We start from the raw sequence: 17,863 nt of genomic DNA on the forward strand, positions 1-17,863 counted from the left end.
TTCTTAAAAAGGAGATGGGACAGTTGAGAATTGATAAAATGCTAGCTAATCTTGGCTATGGCAGCCGGAAAGAAGTGAAGCAGCTTTTAAAAAGTAGTGCGGTCAAGGTTGATGATGTGGTAGTCAAGGATGCAAAACAGCATGTGGATACGACCAAACAAACCGTGACTTTAAATGGTGAGGTTATTGAATATAAAGAATTTATCTATCTAATTATGAACAAGCCTCAAGGGGTCTTATCAGCGACAGAAGATAGCTCTACTGAAACGGTTATCGATTTATTAGAACTTGAGGATCAGGTCTATGAACCGTTTCCTGTTGGCAGATTGGATAAGGACACAGAAGGTTTACTACTGATCACCAATGACGGTCAGTTGGCACATCGATTACTTTCACCGAAAAAGCATGTTCCGAAAACGTATTTTGCTGTCATCGATGGTGAAGTGACGGAAGAAGATGTGGTGGCGTTTGCTAATGGAGTTACCTTAGATGATGGCTACGAAACAAAGCCAGGTGAGTTGAAAATAATAAAATCCGGTATCCGTTCTGACATTGAGCTAACCATCACGGAAGGTAAATTTCATCAAGTGAAAAGAATGTTTGAAGCTGTTGGTAAAAGAGTGGTTTATCTCCAACGGATTTCAATGGGCCCCTTGCCGTTGGATGAGACACTGGAGTTAGGTGAATATCGGGAACTGACAGACGAAGAAGTAGAATTATTGCGAGAATATCAAGTGAAATAATCTTAAAAAGGAAAAAGCAGCTAAAAAAATAGCTGCTTTTTCCTTTTAATAAAAATTTCGCTATGAAATAACGTTATTAAAGCGTGAATATGAAATTTTCTTGCCTTTAATAAGTTCAATCAGCGAATCCATATTCTCATTTATTGGTTGATTATTGATAGGCCTTCACATTCAACATTGTTTCTAAATCGACAATTTCAACATTTCTTTTTTGCAATTCTTCTATCAGGAGTGGTAAGGCTTTTTTGGTCTCACTCTTATCGGAATCGGAGTGCATTAAGATAATGTCACCGTTTCGAAGATTATCGATCACATTGCGAATGATATTTTTTGAATCCATTTGGGACCAATCCAGGGTATCAATGGACCAGAGGACAATGGAATAGCCCTCTTGTTTTGCAACCTCTGCCACCTGTACATTTGTATCTCCATATGGTGTACGAAGAATAGCCGGCTCCTTGCCAATAACTGATTTAATTGCTTTCCCAGCTTGATCAATTTCGAGTCTAGTAGCGCTTTTGCCTAATTTGGTTAATTCCACATGATTAAAGCTATGGCTTAAGACTAGGTTTCCATTTTTAAAGGCATCCTTTACAACATCAGGATGCTTATTAACCTTACTGCCAATAAAAAAGAAGTTTCCTTTTACATGGTGGTTTGCCAAAATCTCAATGATTGCCGGTGTGATTACTTCATCAGGTCCATCATCAAACGTTAGGGCCACCTGTTTTTTATCAGGGCCATTAATATAAACACCCTCTTGGTTTTTAGCAAAGAGGACGATATCTTTCCGCCATTTTTGCATCGAAGCCCAAGCTGATTCTGATAACTGATTGGAGTTTCCTTTTATATCAAGGATGTATTCGTTATTTGATGCTGTGATGGTAGATCTTTTTGGGTTAAAAACAGAAATATGATCAATCACATTACTACTTTTCGGAAAAATCAACTTAAGCTGAATTTCCTGATTCAATTCATAAACATAAATATTTTCATTATTATTGTCTCGTATTTCCGTAGGCTGCCCGAATGATCTGATCACCATCTTGTCTGTAATTTCTTTGAGGTCAGCATCATAGGAACGAACGTCGAAAATTTCTCCTGCCTTGTTATAGCCTAAAACGATATTTTTATTGTCATAGGTGGCATAGGTGCCAGAACCTGCCTGATCAACCTTGTCGGGTTCACCCCATTCAGAGTTAACTTGTTCGATTGTGCGATCAAGCGCATTAAATGGACAATCCTTCACCATTCCTTTTTGAGCCAAATCCTTAATATTATCGAGCTTTTTTAAATAGGATTGGTTTATTTCCTTAGGCTGTAGGCCATTTTGCTTTTGCTGTACATTATTACTTGGATGAATCTGTTCCGAATCACAAGCAGTTAATAGTGTAGAAAAAGAGAAAATGACTGTCAAGATAGGTGTTAACAACTTCATTAGGGGTTTCACTTCCCATAATTTATTTAATCTATACTTGATTTAATAATAGCAAAGACCTTCCATTTTGGAAAAATTAAACTCAATCGCATGAAAAAAAGGACAAGCAATCAGCTTGTCCTAGATATAACGTTTATTTTCAATTAAGCCTGTAGGAAAGATTGTAACATCCAGTTATGTTTATTGAGTTTACCGAGTAAGCCTAAAAACATATCACTGGTTACCTCGTCATTGTTTTGTTCAGCAACTTCCATCCCAGCTTTTAATTCATCAATAATTAAGGAAAAGTCATGGACAATTGTCTGAACCATTTCTTCAGCAGTTAATGTTTCACTGGTTTCTTCAATGGTTGCAAGTTGAAGATATTCTTTAAGGGTAGAAATGGGACTGCCGCCAATAGTTAATAATTGCTCAGCAAACTCATCAATTGTCGCTGCTGCTTCCTCATATAATTCTTCAAATTTGGCATGTAAGGTAAAGAAGTGAGGACCTTTCACATACCAGTGAAAACGATGTAATTTAGTATATAGTATATTCCAGTTTGCAATTTATTGGTTGATTACTTGTTCAACGGTCATTTTAGCATTCCTCCTAATTTCTTATCTGAATTAATTATATCACATATTATTTAAAAGTAAATATTAAATGATAATAATTATAATTAAGAAAGGGAAACTTTTTTTAAAAATTAGTAACTAGGTAGAACTCTGGGTATCTTAATAATATTTACTTGCAAAGGATACCTTAATTTTAAGGGGGAACTGTCATGAGACTTACACACGAGCAGGCTATTGAGTTACACGGCTTTAATAACTTGACGAAATCGTTAAGCTTTAATATGTATGATATTTGTTTTACAAAAACGAGGGAAGAACGTGAAGCCTATCTGAAGTATATAGATGAACAATACAGTGCAGACAGGCTGCAAAAAATTTTAACCCATGTATCAGATATAATCGGTGCCCATGTGTTAAATGTGGCGAGTCAGGACTTTGAACCAGCCGGGGCGAGCGTGACTCTATTGGTATCAGAGGGCCCAGTTGCGAATGCCCCGTCTGAATCCTTTGAGGAATCTCCGGGACCGCTGCCGGAATCGGTGGTGATTCAGTTAGATAAGAGTCATATCACGGTTCATACATATCCGGAATTCCACCCTGATGAAGGAATAAGCACATTTCGGGCAGATATTGATGTTTCGACATGCGGGGAAATTTCGCCCCTTAAGGCCCTTCATTATTTAATTCGATCATTTGAAACAGATGTGATGACAATTGATTATCGGGTCCGCGGCTTTACAAGGGATAAGATAGGGCATAAGCTCTTTATTGATCATGAAATAAATTCGATTCAGAATTACATCCCTGAAGATGTCGGCGAATTATTCGATATGATTGACGTTAATGTCTATCAGGAACATATTTTTCACACAAAATGCAAGCTGCGTGAATTCGATTTAAATAACTATTTGTTTGGATATACAAAAGATAAGCTTTCACCTGATGAACATATTGAAATCACGGAGCGATTAAAGATTGAGATGGATGAAATCTTTTATGGGAAAAATATTATCCAATAGTAATGGAGCCGAAGGAAAAGTCATTAATTAAGGATCTATCTTACTGGAACAGAGTCCATAATGGGTCACGTAGGAGTGTCTACGTGACCGAACCAGGTGTCTAACTAAGGATAGGGTCACGTAGGAGGTGTCTACGTGACCGAAACAGTGGTTGAAGCAAGAATAGGGTCACATAGAAGGCGTCTACGTGACCGAACCAGGGGTCTAATCAAGGATAGGGTAACGTAGGAGGTGTCTACGTGACCGAACCAGGTGTCTAACTAAGGATAGGGTCACATAGAAGGCGTCTACGTGACCAAACCAGGGGTCTAACCAAGGATAGGGTAACGTAGAAGGTGTCTACGTGACCGAAACGAATGGTGATTGAGAAACCAGCCTTTCAAAGTCAAATTTTTAATCATCTAACAGATGATGCAGCATTCTATTTTTATCATCAAAAAATTGTTTCATGATCCGATAATGATTCGTTTCCTCAAGTGTATTTTCAATAATTCCTTCTTCTGTAAATTCAAAGATTTTTGCATTAGGATAAGCCATGATGATTGGCGAATGGGTAGCAATAATAAATTGGGAGTTCTCTTTCACCAAATCATGAATCCTTGTCAGCATCGACATCTGCCGCAGTGGGGAGAGGGCTGCTTCTGGTTCATCTAAAATGTATATCCCATTACCGCCAAACCGATGAAGAAACGTGGCAAAGAAGGCCTCACCATGCGACTGTTCATGCAGGGAAACACCTCCGAATGATTCAATGACCCTTCTCCCGCCGCCTCCTTTATCCAGATCCTCAATATTAGAAGCAACATTATAAAAACTTTCTGCCCGCAGGAAAAATCCATCCTTAGGTTTTTCGATACCCTTTATTACTTTGAGATAGTCTGCAAGAGGAGAATGTGAATCATAAGTTGAAAAATTGAAATTAAAAGAGCCGCCTTCTGGATTAAAACCAAGAGCAACCGCAATCGCTTCAAGCAGGGTGGATTTACCCATGCCGTTCTCCCCAATCAGGAAAGTAACATTCGGATGAAAAGCTAGTTCGTCTAAGCCTCGTAAACTGGGCAGGTTAAAGGGATATTTATTAAAAGAAGGAATTTCATCTCTTTTCAGATTAATTCTTCGTAAATATTGAGTATTTATCATATTTATTACCCCAATTTTTATGATAATAATGAAAGTTAGCAGATTGATTAATATTAAAAGTAGCATATTTTTACTGCTTATCCTATATATTGATTTGTAATAATTATGGGATGAAAGTATATTGAATGAAAATTACGGTGACTTTACTTAATGTGAAGTCACCGTTTTTCTTTTAAAAAAGAAATGCTTGACGTGCAACCAAATGGTGTTATATAGTCTTGATGTGAAACCAAATGGTTTCGTAATGAAGTAATAATCGCAGCACAATTCGAGGAGGCAATTAACATGGGAAATGAGTCACAGGCAACATTAGAAGATATAAAGTATACAGTCGTTTACAATGCTCCAATTGCTAAAGTATGGGATGCAGTAGCTACAGCAGAAGGTCTGGGTGCGTGGTTCATGCCTAATGACCTTCAACCAGTTGAAGGTCATGAATTTCACTTAAATGCAGCGCAATTTGGTATGTCGCCATGTAAGGTAACACATGTCGATCCGCCTAACAAACTTTCATATAATTGGGGAAAAGATTGGACACTAACTTTTGAATTAAAAGAACTGGATGATAAAACAGAGTTAACTCTTATCCATGGTGGCTGGGACGCTAACAAAGTTACAGAATTCGGTGCTCCGCATACTCCGATCCGCGATAACATGAATCAGGGCTGGGCAGGTCTTGTGAAAAAATTGCAAGCATATGTTGAGGCATAAATGGCGGCTTCATCGGCAAAGCATGATGTTTTTCAAGCCATCGCTGATCCAACAAGGCGAAAGCTGTTAAAACTTCTTAGCAAGGAAGAGATGCCTGTCACGGCGATAAGTGAACACTTTCCGATAAGCCGAACCGCTGTGTCCAAGCATTTACGTGTATTAGCTGATGCCGGGCTGGTTAAGGAACGGAAAGCCGGCAGGGAAACAAGGTACAAGCTGGAGCCGGAGCCCTTAAACGAACTAAAGGATTGGCTCCAATATTTTGAGTTATTCTGGGAAAATAAGCTCTCAGCACTTAGACTATTTGTTGAGTCGGATGTGAAGGAAATCAAACATCTCCATCCGGCAATTGAAAAGTCAGATGACAAAAATGATTAAAAAAGTGATACCCATGTAAATATTGGGTATCACTTTTTTAGTTTTTAATGAGAGGTCTCCACGGCAATCTTGGAATGTTGCAGATGACTTGTCACCCATCCAATCCCCCCCGCAATTACTAGGTAGAAAAGTAAGATTAGTATTTGCTGTTGTAGTTGGGCCCAATCCCCTAGGGAGATAACATCTTGAAAGCTCCGTAATGAATGGGCCATTGGTAAAACATTACCGATCTTGCTTAGGATAGGATTACTTAATTCACCCGGGAATGTTCCACCACATGTAGCTAATTGTAAAACCAATAGTGTGACAGCCATAAATTTCCCTGCAACACCAAACAATGTCACTAACATAAGGATGACCGTCATGAAGGTTAAGGAGACAATGACACTGGATACAATAAACAAGGGAACACTTACCACATGTACTTTGAATCCGAAAAGGACTACCAAATCGACAAATAACACTTGTATTAATGCGATTAAGTACTTAAGTCCGAGTTTATTAATAAAATGCTCTGTTCCATTAACCTTAAGATCTTGTCTGCGTCCTAATGGAAGGATGTTAGCTGCCATTATTCCACCTACATAAAATGCTAAAGATAGAAAATAGGGGGTAATTCCAGTCCCATAATTCGGAACCTCGGATAAATCCGATTCTACTAATTTGACTGGTTCTGAGAACATCGAGGTTAATTGGTTATTATTATGGATACTAGACGTTTGCATAGCAGCATCATTTAATTTTGTGGCTAACTCGTCTGAACCAACGCTCAATTGATCCAAACCATCTACTAACTGATTGGTGCCGTTATTTAATTTACTTCCACCGTTTGCTAAATCAACTATTCCATTATTTAAAGAGGAAAAACCATTTTTCCATTGAACGAAACCATTGGAAAATTGTACGGTTCCCTCAGATAATTTGTTTGCCCCGGTGGCAGCATCATCCATTTTATCGCCAAGCTTTGTCATACCATCTTGGACTTTTGTTTGTCCTTGAACTAATTTGTTTGCCCCTTGAGCAAGTTGGACTTGACCACTTCTCAATGAATCAGCTGCTTTTGATAGGCCGGTTGACATGGCAGCAATTTGTTGGAAGGTAGGATCATTTTTCATATCAGGGTGATTTTGTAAAAATAGTTCTACTGTTTTCGATAATTCATCTGTCGTGTGTTTCACCCCTGCTTGACCTTGAGATAACCTTTCACTATTCAAAGCCAAAGATTGCATGCCTTCCGTTAATTGTTCAATCCCAACTTCTACACTTGCATGACCTTCAGAAAGCTTTTCCATGCCATTAGAAAGTGCTAGTGAGCCCTCTTTTAAACCGGCAAGCCCATGAGTCAATTTTTGTTGACCGTTTGAAAGCCGCTGACTCCCATCCTCTAACTTTTTTGCACCATCATTTAAGCGGTCGACACCATCTGACAGCTGGATCATTCCATTCTTAGCATCGATTGTTCCTTGATTAATTTTTGACGCACCATCGCCGGCATCACGTAAGCCGTCTGCTAATTCAACAAACTTTGAAAATACGCCATCTGCGTAGGATTTCGTGATGCTAGCTGCTATTTTTGTCTTCATTTCTTCCGTTGCGGTCGTACTAATTTGTGAGGCAACAAAGTTTTTTCCTGGATTTATTTTAAAATTTAGTTTTGCCTGCTCGGGATGTTCATCCATTAATGTACTAACTTTTTGTGAAAAATCTTTTGGAATCGTCAAAACCATATAATATTTCCCGTCTTTCAATCCTTGGTTTGCGTTCTTTGCAGAGAGGAAATAGAATTTGAGATCCTTGTTTTCTTTTAAGTTTTTGACAAATTCCTGACCTGCCTCAATCGACTTGTTATCCATCATCGATCCATGATCTAGATTGACGACAGCGACAGGAAGTTGATCTAACCGTCCATAGGGATTCCAGTAACCAGCAAGAAAGAAACCAGAATAAATTAACGGAACGATTAATAGGAACACTAAGGCGATCCTTCCGTGCTTATGATGCCACATCATCTTTAAATCCCTAAATACTAAGTGAATTCCTTTCATAATGACCCCTTTACATTTAAGTTTTTTACATAACCACAATGATAAATACTTTTACGTATATTGTATAATATATAATTAGTTATCATTTAGTAGCTTTCAAGCTATTGATAAGGGGGCTTAATTGATGGAGTTTTTACAATTACAGTATTTTCAAACAGTTGCCAGACTTGAGCATATGACCAAAGCCGCAGAAGAACTTCAAATTGCCCAACCCTCTTTAAGTAAGACCATAGCACGATTAGAGGAAGATTTGGGTGTTCCATTATTTGATCGGAAAAATCGACAGCTCCGGTTAAACGACTACGGAAAACTGTTTTTAGATCGAGTGAATCGGATATTTTTAGAATTAAATGAAGGGAAAAGAGAAATTGCTGAAAGAGCTCATCAAAGGCAAACGCAAATTACTTTAGCGGTCAGTATTCCAAGGGTCCTTCCTGAGTTATTGAGTTCTTTTTTAAAGCTTTTTCCCGAAATTAAATTTCAACAAGTCCTAGAGTCAACCTCCTCAATGAAAAGCCGGCTGGAAAAGGCGGAGATTGATTTTGGTATTTCATCCGTGCCTATTGAGGGGACGGATATCGTCTGGGAACCGCTAATGACTGAAGAAATCTACTTAATTGTTCCCCCAGAACATCGTTTATCAAGGAGAAAAGAAATTTTTCTTAATGAAGTAAAGGACGAGCCTATTATCGGTATGAATGCTGGTTTCGGATTTAGAAACTTAACAGATGAATTTTGTCGTAAGGCAGGATTTGTTCCAAACATTGCTTTTGAAGGAGATGAGCCGGGGGTGATAGGGGATTTAGTTAAACAAGGTTTAGGGATTGCTTTTATTCCAGAAATTTCGTGGCTCCATCATACGAATCCCTTTCCAAACAAACTGAGAATCATTGAACCAAAATGCCAAAGGACCATTGGGTTAGGCTGGTCAAAGAGGCGTTATTTATCTGAGGCGGGACAAGAATTTCGTCAGTATGTGATCGAGTACTTTTCAAAGCTTTCTCTTTGAAAAAGCAAAAAAGGCCAACAAGTAAATTGAGAGCCTTTTCTGTATCTATTAAGCGGTAATTTCATTCAAACCATTTTTTCTAACAAGAAATGAGAGGATGATTAACAAGCCAATGGTTACCAAGCTAACGGTTGTACCAATTAGATTATTTGGATTAAACACAAATCCAATAAAGATAATACTTAAAGATACAATGGCGAAGATGGTCGTATATGGAAACCATTTTACGTTAAATGCCGGTTGATTTTTGTAAAGTGGTCTTAATTTTAACTGTGCTGCACAAATACTAATCCAGATTAGCATGACTGTAAACCCTGGAATGGTCATGAGATAGCCGATTACCTCACTAGGTGTTAGATAGGCTAGGTAAACACCTGCTAGTATACATATACTTGTAACCATTATTCCTGTTAATGGAATTCCCTTTGCAGAGAGTTTTGCTAACCCCCTAGGCGCAACGCCACTTTGTGCCATAGAAAACAGCGTTCTGGATGTCGCATAAATACCTGAATTTGCAGCGGACAGTACGGCTGTCAGCAGGACAAAATTCATAATATGTGCTGCTCCAGGCAACCCTGTTGTACTGAGGACTTGAACGAAGGGACTGTCTGCACCCGTAACCTTGTCCCAAGGCATGAGTCCACAAATGATTAGAATTGGTAATATATAAAAAATAATAACACGCCAAACTGCTCCTTTAATAATCTTTGGCAATACTCGCTCAGCATCCTTTGTCTCGGTAACAGCGACCCCAATTAACTCCGCACCACCATACGAAAACATGACAACTAAAAAGGCGCTGAAAGTTCCACCCATTCCGTGCGGGAAAAATCCGCCGTGTGCTGTGTAGTTAGCGAGCGGATCCTGTATCGAGCTTGGAATAATTCCTAATAGGAGTGAAAAGCCTAAAATGATAAACGCTATCAGCGCTATGATTTTAATTCCAGCAAACCAAAATTCAAGTTCCCCATAATTTTTTACTTGAGTTAAATTAATTCCTACGATTATAACTGCGCAAAGGAAACTTAACACCCATAATGGTATTGTAGGAAACCAAAATTGTAGGAAACTTCCCGCTGCTAATAATTCAACAACCGTAACAAGAATCCAGTTGATCCAGTAAAGCCATCCCACGATATACGAAACTTGGAATCCAAATGCTTTGTTTACTAAATGCTGTACATTTAAATTTGGAAAAGCAAGCGCCATTTCCCCTAAGGCAGCCATTATGATAAATAGTAAAAGGCCGCCAATTAAATAGGCAATTACAACACTCGGTCCTGCAATCGCCAAAGTGTCGGAGCTCCCTTTAAAAATCCCCGTACCAATCATACCAGCTAAGGCTATAAACTGGACATGCCTCGGTAATAATCCTTTTTGTAAGTTCTGATGATTATTTTTCATGTTATTCCTACCCACTTATCTTTTTTGCTTAGACGCTTTTAAGCGCTAAAGTATTTTTTGATATTAATATACTACCATACTATTGAAAACTGTCAATTAGTGTTGAAGATTTTAGATCAACCCATATTACTGTTTCTACACAAGTATAGTGGCTCAGCTCCCTCCCAGCGTGTTCTTGCTATGGGGTTAAAATATTATCCATAAGAATTTTTTTTGGTTGAAGGAAACATTGTTTGAAATGGCGAATATAATTAATTAAGGCAGGAGATGATTAATATGTTCGTAACCCCTCGATTGCAACGGAGGATTTTCATTTATTCCTATGTTTTTAGAAAACTAGGGATCCTAAGTGAACAGGAATATCAAAAAATCACGAACCAAGTACATGAGCACCATTGATTTTAGACAAACAAAAAGCACGCGAGATGGGCTCGCGTGCTTTTTTATGAAATTATGCTAATTTATTTTTTTATTAAGAAGACATTTTTACTCTCTTTTTTGTTGTCGTCCATTTTCCACGGCTTGGGCTAATTACCAAGTCATTATAGGCTAAGACATTTAAATCTCGTTGTATGGTGCGAGGAGTGATACCAAATTCCTCTACAAGTTCTTGCGTAGAAACAGTGCCGTTATTGCGGATAAACATGTAGATACATTTGATGCGGTTTAACATCCGGTTAGTTGAAGGTTTCAAAGAACCACTCCCTATCCTTTTTTCAAACCCATGGCAATACCCTGCTACCGACAGCCTATTTGAAGATTCCTCTTCAAGAATATGTAGTTTTCTTTTCCGCGCAGACATCTCCTTTTCGTGGATGATTAATGTGGATACTTAGATGTCTTACATCTAACTTTATTGTAACCACAAAATCAAAAAATTTCCACCAATATACTTAAATTTACAAAATAAACATCTAAAATTTACAAAAATTGTTCGGATTATCGCCCTCCCTTACCATACTCTTACTATAGGTTATGGGCGATAATGTATGGATTATGACTAATTATTTGAATTTTTAGTTAAATTGGTTGATTTATTTTTTGTATAATAAAAAAACAACGTTTATTGAAGCAAAATTGATAAAATATTTACAATAATGATATTGTTATGGTGGAAGTGAATTCATCAACGATAGGGGGATTTACATCTGACGAAGATTGATTGGATGAGTGAAGTTGAAAAAAGAAAAAAGAAAACAGTCCCTGATTACGGACACACAGGATTTATTTTGAATTGGCCATGAATGAATAACAAATAAAAAGGGGATATAGGAGAATGAAATTTGCAATCTTGAATGGGGAAATTATTGAGCGTTCAGAAGCAAAGGTTGATGTGGAAGATCGCGGTTATCAATTTGGTGATGGTGTATACGAAGTTATCCGTGTCTACAACGGAAAAATGTTCACAGGAACTGAACACATGAATCGTTTTGTGAAAAGCTTGGATAGTATTGGGATTGTACTTCCTTATACTATGGAGCAATTAACGAAATTGCTAGAAGAACTTGTTGCAAAAAATAATCTTCAGTTAGGGACCATATATATGCAAATTACGAGAGGAGTCGCACCCCGTAATCATGCGTTTCCGGCGGAAAATATAACTCCCAGCCTTGTAGCTTATACAAAGGAAGCGCTCAGACCTTTGGAAAGTTTAAAGAAGGGAGTAAAAACAATCGTAACAGAAGATATTCGTTGGCTGCGTTGTGACATAAAAAGTTTGAATTTGCTTGGCAATCTATTAGCAAAACAAAAAGCGGCTGTTGAAGGTTGCTTTGAGGCGGTCCAACATCGCAACGGCAATGTTACGGAAGGAAGTTCGTCGAATATCTATATTGTCAAAAATGGTGTTGTTATTACGCATCCGTCGGATAATCTAATTTTAAAAGGGATTACAAAGGATGTAATATTGCAGATTTGTACTAGTAATAATATTGTGGTGAAGGAACGAACATTTACACTTGATGAATTGGCCAATGCTGATGAAGTATTCCTATCAAGTACTACTTCAGAGGTGATGCCGATTATTGAAGTGGATGGTAAGAGAGTTGCGGATGGTTTACCAGGCACTGTTACACGAAGGCTGCAAGAAGCATTTGAGCAAGAAATTGAAAAACAATGCGGAGCACTTAAAGATAAAACCCTTAATTAGAAAAAAGACGTGAACACAGGAGTGTCCACGTCTCAGGCTGTCGAGAAACTTTCGACAGCCTCTTATTTTCTACAATAACTTTAACCATTCACCGCGTTAATTTATTATAATATTATTAATATATAGGCTTTGCAACATGTCTGTTGATTTGAGCTCCAGGCACTTCGCTTTCCGCGGGCGTGCCGGGGAGCCTCCTCGGCGCTGAAGCACCTGCGGGGTCTCCCCTGCCCCGTACTCCCGCAGGAGTCTGCGTGCCTTCCGCGCAAATCAACAGGCCCATTAGCAGGTACAATGAATAATTAAATGCTGAGAATAAAAAATTGCCGAGAAAAATACCCTATCTCGACAATCTGAGACGTGAACACAGGAGTGTCCACGTCTTTTCTAATTAATATTGAAACAAATCACTGGATAAGTATCGTTCCCCCGTATCACATGCAATACAAACGACCACATCATCTGGAGTTAAACGTTTGGCAACTTCTAATGCGGCGAAGCAAGCACCGCCAGAGGATGGTCCTACTAGAATTCCTTCTTCGACAGCCAACCGACGTGCGATATCATAGGCATCTTCATCATTGATTTGATGGATTTCATCATAGACATTTTGATTAAGAATAACTGGGATAAAACCTGGGCTTGTCCCAACCAGCTTGTGTTTACCTGGTTTTCCGCCTGATAAAACAGGAGAGCCTTTCGGTTCGACAACATGGACCGTTAAATTTTCATAATGCTCTTTTAATGTTTCCCCTGTGCCAGTGATGGTTCCTCCAGTTCCAGCTGTTGCGACAAAAGCTGCCAGCGGTTTACCGATTTCCTTCATCGCTTTGATAATTTCAACAGCAGTAGTGAATCGGTGCGCATCTGAATTTGCGTGATTTTCAAATTGCATGGGGACAAAACTATTTGGAATCTCACTTGCTAATTCAAGTGCTTTTTGGATGGCTCCTGGCATTTTTTCAGCCCCAGGTGTAAGGACAACCTCAGCCCCGTATGCCCTTAGGATGCTGATTCGTTCTTGTGTCATCGTATCGGGCATCACGATAATCGATTTATAGCCGCGAGCAGCAGCATTCATGGCAAGGCCAATCCCTGTATTTCCACTGGTCGGCTCAATAATCGTTGAACCTGCTGTTAATTTTCCAGCCTTTTCTGCTTCGATAATCATATTAAAAGCTGCCCGGTCTTTAACGCTCTTGCTGGGATTAAAGTACTCCAGTTTTAAATAAACCGAGGCCCCGTCCTTTGGTGCTAATCGATTTAGTTTCACTAATGGTGTATCCCCAATTAATTCAGCGATATTGTTGACTACTTTCATAGGGACCTTCCTTTCAATACCTTGAAGTAAGTTCTAAAATTATAGTTTCCTATCTAATAATAAATAAATTTATGCTCTATGTAAAAAATATCGGGTAATTGCCTGTTTGCTAATAGATACATTTAGGACAAAATAGACTAAAATTAACTAAAGAAAGGAAGATAACAATGGAACATCGATCTCATTTTTTCTTTGCCGTAAGAATACCAGAACAATCAAAATTAACGATGCAAGAACATATGGAAAAAATAAAGGAACGAATCCCATTTAGCCGCTGGGTTCATTATCAAGATTTGCATATAACCCTAGCATTTCTAGGCAGTGCTCCACCTGATAAACTTGCACTTGCAGAAAATAATGTTAAGGATGCCCTTAAAGATGAGAAAGCTTTCACCCTGAAAATCAACAAACTTGGATTTTTCGGAAGTGCTGATTCTCCTCGTGTTTTTTGGGCCGATACCGATGAAAGCAAACAATTACAAGCCATCAGAAAAAAGGTGTTTTTTGCTTGTGAGAATGCAGGGTTTCAACTTGAAACCAGACCCTTTCGACCTCATATAACACTTGCTAGAAAGTGGGGCGGGGTCCATCCTTTCCAAAAGGAAATGCTTGATTTATGGGAAGATCTTCAGCCTAACCCTCTCTCATTTGAAGCAAGTGAAGTAGTATTATATCGGACAAACCTTAACAAAACACCCAAGTATGAAGCCCTAAAAGTATTTCCTTTAAATTACACAAAAACATAAAATTAAAATAAGGGTTGGTAATATGAAACAAATTTACTTTATTATTAATCCAAAAGCTGGAAATGGCCACTGCTTTAAGATTTGGGAACGGATGGAACAGCAACTCAAAGTTGAACAGGTTTCCTACCTTGCATTCTTTACCGAATATCCAGGCCATGCCAATATCCTTGCCAGCCAAATTACGTTAAAGAACCCTGAGCAAAAGATGATCATCGCTGTTGGCGGAGATGGAACGATGCATGAAGTGGTGAATGGAGCAGTGAAGGATAATAATATTACATTGGGATTTATCCCTGGTGGGTCTGGAAATGATTTTTCCAGAGGATTTCAAATTCCTGTCGACCCCGTGGAAGCATTAGCAGTGATTCTCCGCCTCGCGAAACATAAGGGTCTGCCTATTGATATAGGGAAAATTACCATGGATGATTCGAATCAGCACTATTTTATTAACAATATGGGTGCTGGGTTTGATGCACTTATTTCTTATGAAGTTAATCAATCCCGGATGAAGGCATTACTCAATAAACTTTCGTTGGGCAGGCTGGTTTATGTTTATTTTTTATTAAAAAAATTATTTACTTATAAAACCTCAACAATTGATTTATCAATTGACGGAGAAAAGCATATATTTGAACAAACATGGTTTGTAACGGTTTCCAATCAACCATATTATGGCGGTGGTATGAAAATTGCCCCTGTGGCCGAGCCTGATGATGGACTTTTTGATATAACCGTTGTTCAACGATTATCAAGGTGGAAGCTGTTACTCGTTTTTATCAGTGTGTTTTGGGGGAAGCACATCTATTTTAAAGAAGTGAAAACTTATACAGGAAAGGATGTTTCTATCCAATCCCGTTCAGCCCTTTTTGTTCACGCAGATGGGGAGCATATTGGATTTACTCCTTTGAATATACATCTTCAAGCAAGAGCTTTGGAAGTGATGTCGAGAATAAAACGTCCGGAAGAAGTGGAGTTGAAAGAGAGGGACTCGAATGATTGCTACTAACCGAAATTTCTTTGCCTATCTAGATGAGATGAAGATCATTACGATTCTTCTTCCACTTTCCTATCATCACGGTTTGTCATCCGCTTTCTTGATTTCTAGTGATTTTCAAGAACATCCCTTGAAAATCATCGAGAAGAGACAAATAGATAATAATATGAAATATATTTGTGAATTTTCAAAGGATTATTCCTTTGAAAAACAATATGTGATTATTGATGAACATGGCGGGAAAACAGACCTGCATATTGGTGCAGTGATTCGAACAGACGCCTTTGACGAGAAATTCTATTATGACGGTAATGACCTTGGTGTGACCTTTCATGCTGGCCAAACCTGTTTTAAGCTATGGGCCCCCACCGCCACCCAAGTTAAATTAAAGTTACGTCCTGCTAATAGCAGCTTTTCAGAAATTGTAAAAATGAAACGAGAGGATCGCGGCATATGGTCTGTTACTGTCAACCGTGAATTAGAATTCTATCAATATAGTTTCCTCATCCTAGTAAATCAAGAATGGCGAGAGGCTACAGATCCTTATGCTAAGGCGGTGTCGGTCAATGGCGAGCTTGGAGTGATTGTGAGGCTTGAGAAAACACATAGGCTGCGTCCAAACTTACCCGCTATTGAAAATGCCGTAGATGCAATCATTTATGAAACACATATTAGAGACTTAACGATTCACCCTAAAAGTGGTGTAAAGAATAAAGGACTTTATCTAGGTGCGGGCGAGCTAAATACAAAAGGGATCGACGATGAACCTACAGGATTATCTTATATAAAAGACCTTGGTATTACCCATATAGAATTCCTCCCCTTCCATGATTTTGCTGGTGTCGATGAACTGCAACCAAATAGTGAATATAATTGGGGATATAATCCTCTCCATTTCAATGCTCCTGAAGGAAGCTATTCAACGAATCCTGCCGATCCTTATTCAAGAATCATGGAGTTAAAACAGTTAATTGATCACGTTCATAGTCTTGGACTTCGAGTGATTATGGATGTGGTTTATAATCATGTTTACATCCGTGAGAATTCCTCCTTTGAAAAGGTGGTCCCGGGTTATTATTTCCGTCATAACGAAATTGGACTCCCTTCCAATGGTACTGGGGTTGGGAATGACATTGCATCAGAACGAAAAATGGTCAGAAAATATATTGTTGATTCGATTCGTTATTGGCTGGAGGAATATCATATCGATGGTTTTCGCTTTGATTTGATGGGGATATTGGATGTAGAGACCATGAACGAAGTAAGGAAAGTGTGCGACAGCCTGTCAAAAGGAACAATCATCATCGGTGAAGGCTGGAGTCTCAACACACCTCTTCCAGTTGAGCAGAAAGCAACAATAGCAAATCAGGCAAAAATGCCACAAATAGCTCAATTCAATGATAAATATCGTGATTGTATAAAAGGTAGTTCATTTAACTTGTTTGATAAAGGTTTTGCCTTAGGAAATGAGCACTACTTTGAGGCCGCTAATGAGGTTATAACGGGCAGTATCGGTTTTACGAAACAGGGGGTGGCCCTTTTTAATGAACCCTTCCAATCAGTGAACTATGTTGAGTGCCATGATAATCATACAATGTGGGATAAACTTATTGCTTGTCTCCCTGATGCAGAGGATTCTTTACGAATAAAATATCATCGTCTCGCAACGAGTATTGTCTTATTATCACAAGGAATTCCATTTCTCCACAGCGGCCAAGAGTTTTTGCGAACAAAAAAGGGTGATGGAAATAGTTATCGTTCTCCTGATCCAATCAATCAACTTGATTGGGATAGAAAGATAATATATAAAGAAAACGTAAAATATATTAAAGGACTTATTCAAATCCGTAAATCTCTTTCTTCTTTCCGAATGAGAACTTCTGCTGAAATCCGTGCAAATATACGACAATTACCATTAGCTGCACCGGTGTTGGGGTATTTGTTTAAAAGGGAAGATGATGTAATCTTATTAATTAATCCTTCGTCAAAGAAGCGAGCGATTTCGATACCAGAAGGGGACTGGGCTGTTTTAGCTGACCATGAACAAGCTGAAATTTCCTCCAAAAAGATTTTGCATGGTGGCAAAGTTTTGATGGAGCCAGTTTCCATAAATGTTTTGCTAAAAAAATAGTTTCTTCAGATTTACTTGACGAAAAAAGGTAATCCGAGATAAAATTTATTAAGATGGCTATTGTGTGCAATGGTTTCAATA

16 protein-coding genes are annotated in these 17,863 nt (G+C 38.5%); 9 read left to right on the plus strand and 7 right to left on the minus strand.

The genetic code is table 11. From position 1 onward, the window contains the following. The first annotated feature begins 14 nt into the window (after positions 1-14). On the plus strand, positions 15-743 hold the full coding sequence (locus QF028_RS02800; protein ID WP_429463998.1) for a 16S rRNA pseudouridine(516) synthase: 729 nt from the start codon (positions 15-17) through the stop codon (positions 741-743). Positions 744-894: 151 nt separating this feature from the next. Here QF028_RS02800 and QF028_RS02805 read toward each other — a convergent pair whose 3' ends face one another. Both QF028_RS02805 and QF028_RS02810 read right to left on the minus strand, forming a co-directional pair. Beyond that, a complete protein-coding gene (locus QF028_RS02805; protein WP_429464000.1) occupies positions 895-2,181 on the minus strand; it encodes a DUF4309 domain-containing protein in 1,287 nt (428 codons plus the stop codon). A 143-nt stretch (positions 2,182-2,324) separates the two neighbouring features. Beyond that, complete coding sequence (locus tag QF028_RS02810) at positions 2,325-2,729, minus strand: Dps family protein (protein ID WP_429472163.1); 405 nt, start codon at positions 2,727-2,729, stop codon at positions 2,325-2,327. A 218-nt stretch (positions 2,730-2,947) separates the two neighbouring features. Between QF028_RS02810 and speD the strand changes: the two genes are divergently transcribed. Then, complete coding sequence (gene speD / locus QF028_RS02815) at positions 2,948-3,757, plus strand: adenosylmethionine decarboxylase (protein ID WP_215001141.1); 810 nt, start codon at positions 2,948-2,950, stop codon at positions 3,755-3,757. Positions 3,758-4,150: 393 nt separating this feature from the next. Here speD and QF028_RS02820 read toward each other — a convergent pair whose 3' ends face one another. Then, positions 4,151-4,897, minus strand: coding sequence for an AAA family ATPase (locus QF028_RS02820; RefSeq protein ID WP_429464002.1), 747 nt, complete (start codon positions 4,895-4,897; stop codon positions 4,151-4,153). Between the two features lie 285 nt (positions 4,898-5,182). Between QF028_RS02820 and QF028_RS02825 the strand changes: the two genes are divergently transcribed. Next, complete coding sequence (locus tag QF028_RS02825) at positions 5,183-5,608, plus strand: SRPBCC family protein (protein WP_429464004.1); 426 nt, start codon at positions 5,183-5,185, stop codon at positions 5,606-5,608. Then, entirely contained in the window at positions 5,609-5,986 is a 378-nt protein-coding gene (locus QF028_RS02830; protein WP_429464006.1) for an ArsR/SmtB family transcription factor, read from the plus strand. A 44-nt stretch (positions 5,987-6,030) separates the two neighbouring features. Here the strand turns inward: QF028_RS02830 and QF028_RS02835 are convergent, their stop codons facing one another. Further along, positions 6,031-8,031: a YhgE/Pip family protein gene (locus QF028_RS02835; RefSeq protein WP_429464007.1), complete on the minus strand. Its 2,001-nt coding sequence runs from the start codon at positions 8,029-8,031 to the stop codon at positions 6,031-6,033. 124 nt (positions 8,032-8,155) lie between these two features. On the opposite strand from QF028_RS02835, the gene QF028_RS02840 reads away from it, so the two are divergent. Next, entirely contained in the window at positions 8,156-9,040 is an 885-nt protein-coding gene (locus tag QF028_RS02840) for a LysR family transcriptional regulator (RefSeq protein WP_429464009.1), read from the plus strand. A 48-nt stretch (positions 9,041-9,088) separates the two neighbouring features. On the opposite strand, the gene QF028_RS02845 is transcribed toward QF028_RS02840, so the two are convergent. Continuing rightward, positions 9,089-10,444, minus strand: a complete 1,356-nt coding sequence (locus QF028_RS02845; protein ID WP_429464011.1) for an amino acid permease — start codon at positions 10,442-10,444, stop codon at positions 9,089-9,091. A 472-nt stretch (positions 10,445-10,916) separates the two neighbouring features. Next, entirely contained in the window at positions 10,917-11,138 is a 222-nt protein-coding gene (locus tag QF028_RS02850; RefSeq protein ID WP_429464012.1) for a DeoR family transcriptional regulator, read from the minus strand. A 582-nt stretch (positions 11,139-11,720) separates the two neighbouring features. Here QF028_RS02850 and dat point away from each other — a divergent pair. Then, entirely contained in the window at positions 11,721-12,593 is an 873-nt protein-coding gene (dat, locus tag QF028_RS02855; protein ID WP_429464014.1) for a D-amino-acid transaminase, read from the plus strand. A gap of 388 nt (positions 12,594-12,981) precedes the next feature. Here dat and cysK read toward each other — a convergent pair whose 3' ends face one another. Next, positions 12,982-13,911: a cysteine synthase A gene (gene cysK, locus QF028_RS02860; RefSeq protein ID WP_429464015.1), complete on the minus strand. Its 930-nt coding sequence runs from the start codon at positions 13,909-13,911 to the stop codon at positions 12,982-12,984. A 167-nt stretch (positions 13,912-14,078) separates the two neighbouring features. On the opposite strand from cysK, the gene thpR reads away from it, so the two are divergent. Genes thpR through pulA form a run of 3 tightly spaced genes read left to right on the plus strand, consistent with a single transcriptional unit; the run spans position 14,079 to position 17,782 of the window. Next, a complete protein-coding gene (gene thpR, locus QF028_RS02865; protein ID WP_429464017.1) occupies positions 14,079-14,657 on the plus strand; it encodes an RNA 2',3'-cyclic phosphodiesterase in 579 nt (192 codons plus the stop codon). A gap of 22 nt (positions 14,658-14,679) precedes the next feature. Next, on the plus strand, positions 14,680-15,663 hold the full coding sequence (locus QF028_RS02870; RefSeq protein WP_429464019.1) for a diacylglycerol/lipid kinase family protein: 984 nt from the start codon (positions 14,680-14,682) through the stop codon (positions 15,661-15,663). After that, entirely contained in the window at positions 15,650-17,782 is a 2,133-nt protein-coding gene (pulA, locus tag QF028_RS02875) for a type I pullulanase (RefSeq protein WP_429464020.1), read from the plus strand. The genes QF028_RS02870 and pulA overlap by 14 nt, the downstream gene beginning before the upstream one ends. The last annotated feature ends 81 nt before the right edge of the window (positions 17,783-17,863 follow it).

This window comes from Neobacillus sp. B4I6 (assembly GCF_050434045.1).
In the GTDB taxonomy this organism is placed as follows: Bacteria; Bacillota; Bacilli; order Bacillales; family Cytobacillaceae; genus Neobacillus.

What these genes read in the sequence shown, in the direction of transcription:
- QF028_RS02800 (WP_429463998.1), top strand. Translation starts at nt 15, where the DNA reads ATGGGACAGTTGAGAATTGATAAAATGCTAGCTAATCTTGGCTATGGC.
- QF028_RS02805 (WP_429464000.1), bottom strand. Translation starts at nt 2,181, where the DNA reads ATGAAGTTGTTAACACCTATCTTGACAGTCATTTTCTCTTTTTCTACA.
- speD (WP_215001141.1), top strand. Translation starts at nt 2,948, where the DNA reads ATGAGACTTACACACGAGCAGGCTATTGAGTTACACGGCTTTAATAAC.
- QF028_RS02820 (WP_429464002.1), bottom strand. Translation starts at nt 4,897, where the DNA reads ATGATAAATACTCAATATTTACGAAGAATTAATCTGAAAAGAGATGAA.
- QF028_RS02825 (WP_429464004.1), top strand. Translation starts at nt 5,183, where the DNA reads ATGGGAAATGAGTCACAGGCAACATTAGAAGATATAAAGTATACAGTC.
- QF028_RS02830 (WP_429464006.1), top strand. Translation starts at nt 5,609, where the DNA reads ATGGCGGCTTCATCGGCAAAGCATGATGTTTTTCAAGCCATCGCTGAT.
- QF028_RS02835 (WP_429464007.1), bottom strand. Translation starts at nt 8,031, where the DNA reads ATGAAAGGAATTCACTTAGTATTTAGGGATTTAAAGATGATGTGGCAT.
- QF028_RS02840 (WP_429464009.1), top strand. Translation starts at nt 8,156, where the DNA reads ATGGAGTTTTTACAATTACAGTATTTTCAAACAGTTGCCAGACTTGAG.
- QF028_RS02845 (WP_429464011.1), bottom strand. Translation starts at nt 10,444, where the DNA reads ATGAAAAATAATCATCAGAACTTACAAAAAGGATTATTACCGAGGCAT.
- dat (WP_429464014.1), top strand. Translation starts at nt 11,721, where the DNA reads ATGAAATTTGCAATCTTGAATGGGGAAATTATTGAGCGTTCAGAAGCA.
- cysK (WP_429464015.1), bottom strand. Translation starts at nt 13,911, where the DNA reads ATGAAAGTAGTCAACAATATCGCTGAATTAATTGGGGATACACCATTA.
- thpR (WP_429464017.1), top strand. Translation starts at nt 14,079, where the DNA reads ATGGAACATCGATCTCATTTTTTCTTTGCCGTAAGAATACCAGAACAA.
- QF028_RS02870 (WP_429464019.1), top strand. Translation starts at nt 14,680, where the DNA reads ATGAAACAAATTTACTTTATTATTAATCCAAAAGCTGGAAATGGCCAC.
- pulA (WP_429464020.1), top strand. Translation starts at nt 15,650, where the DNA reads ATGATTGCTACTAACCGAAATTTCTTTGCCTATCTAGATGAGATGAAG.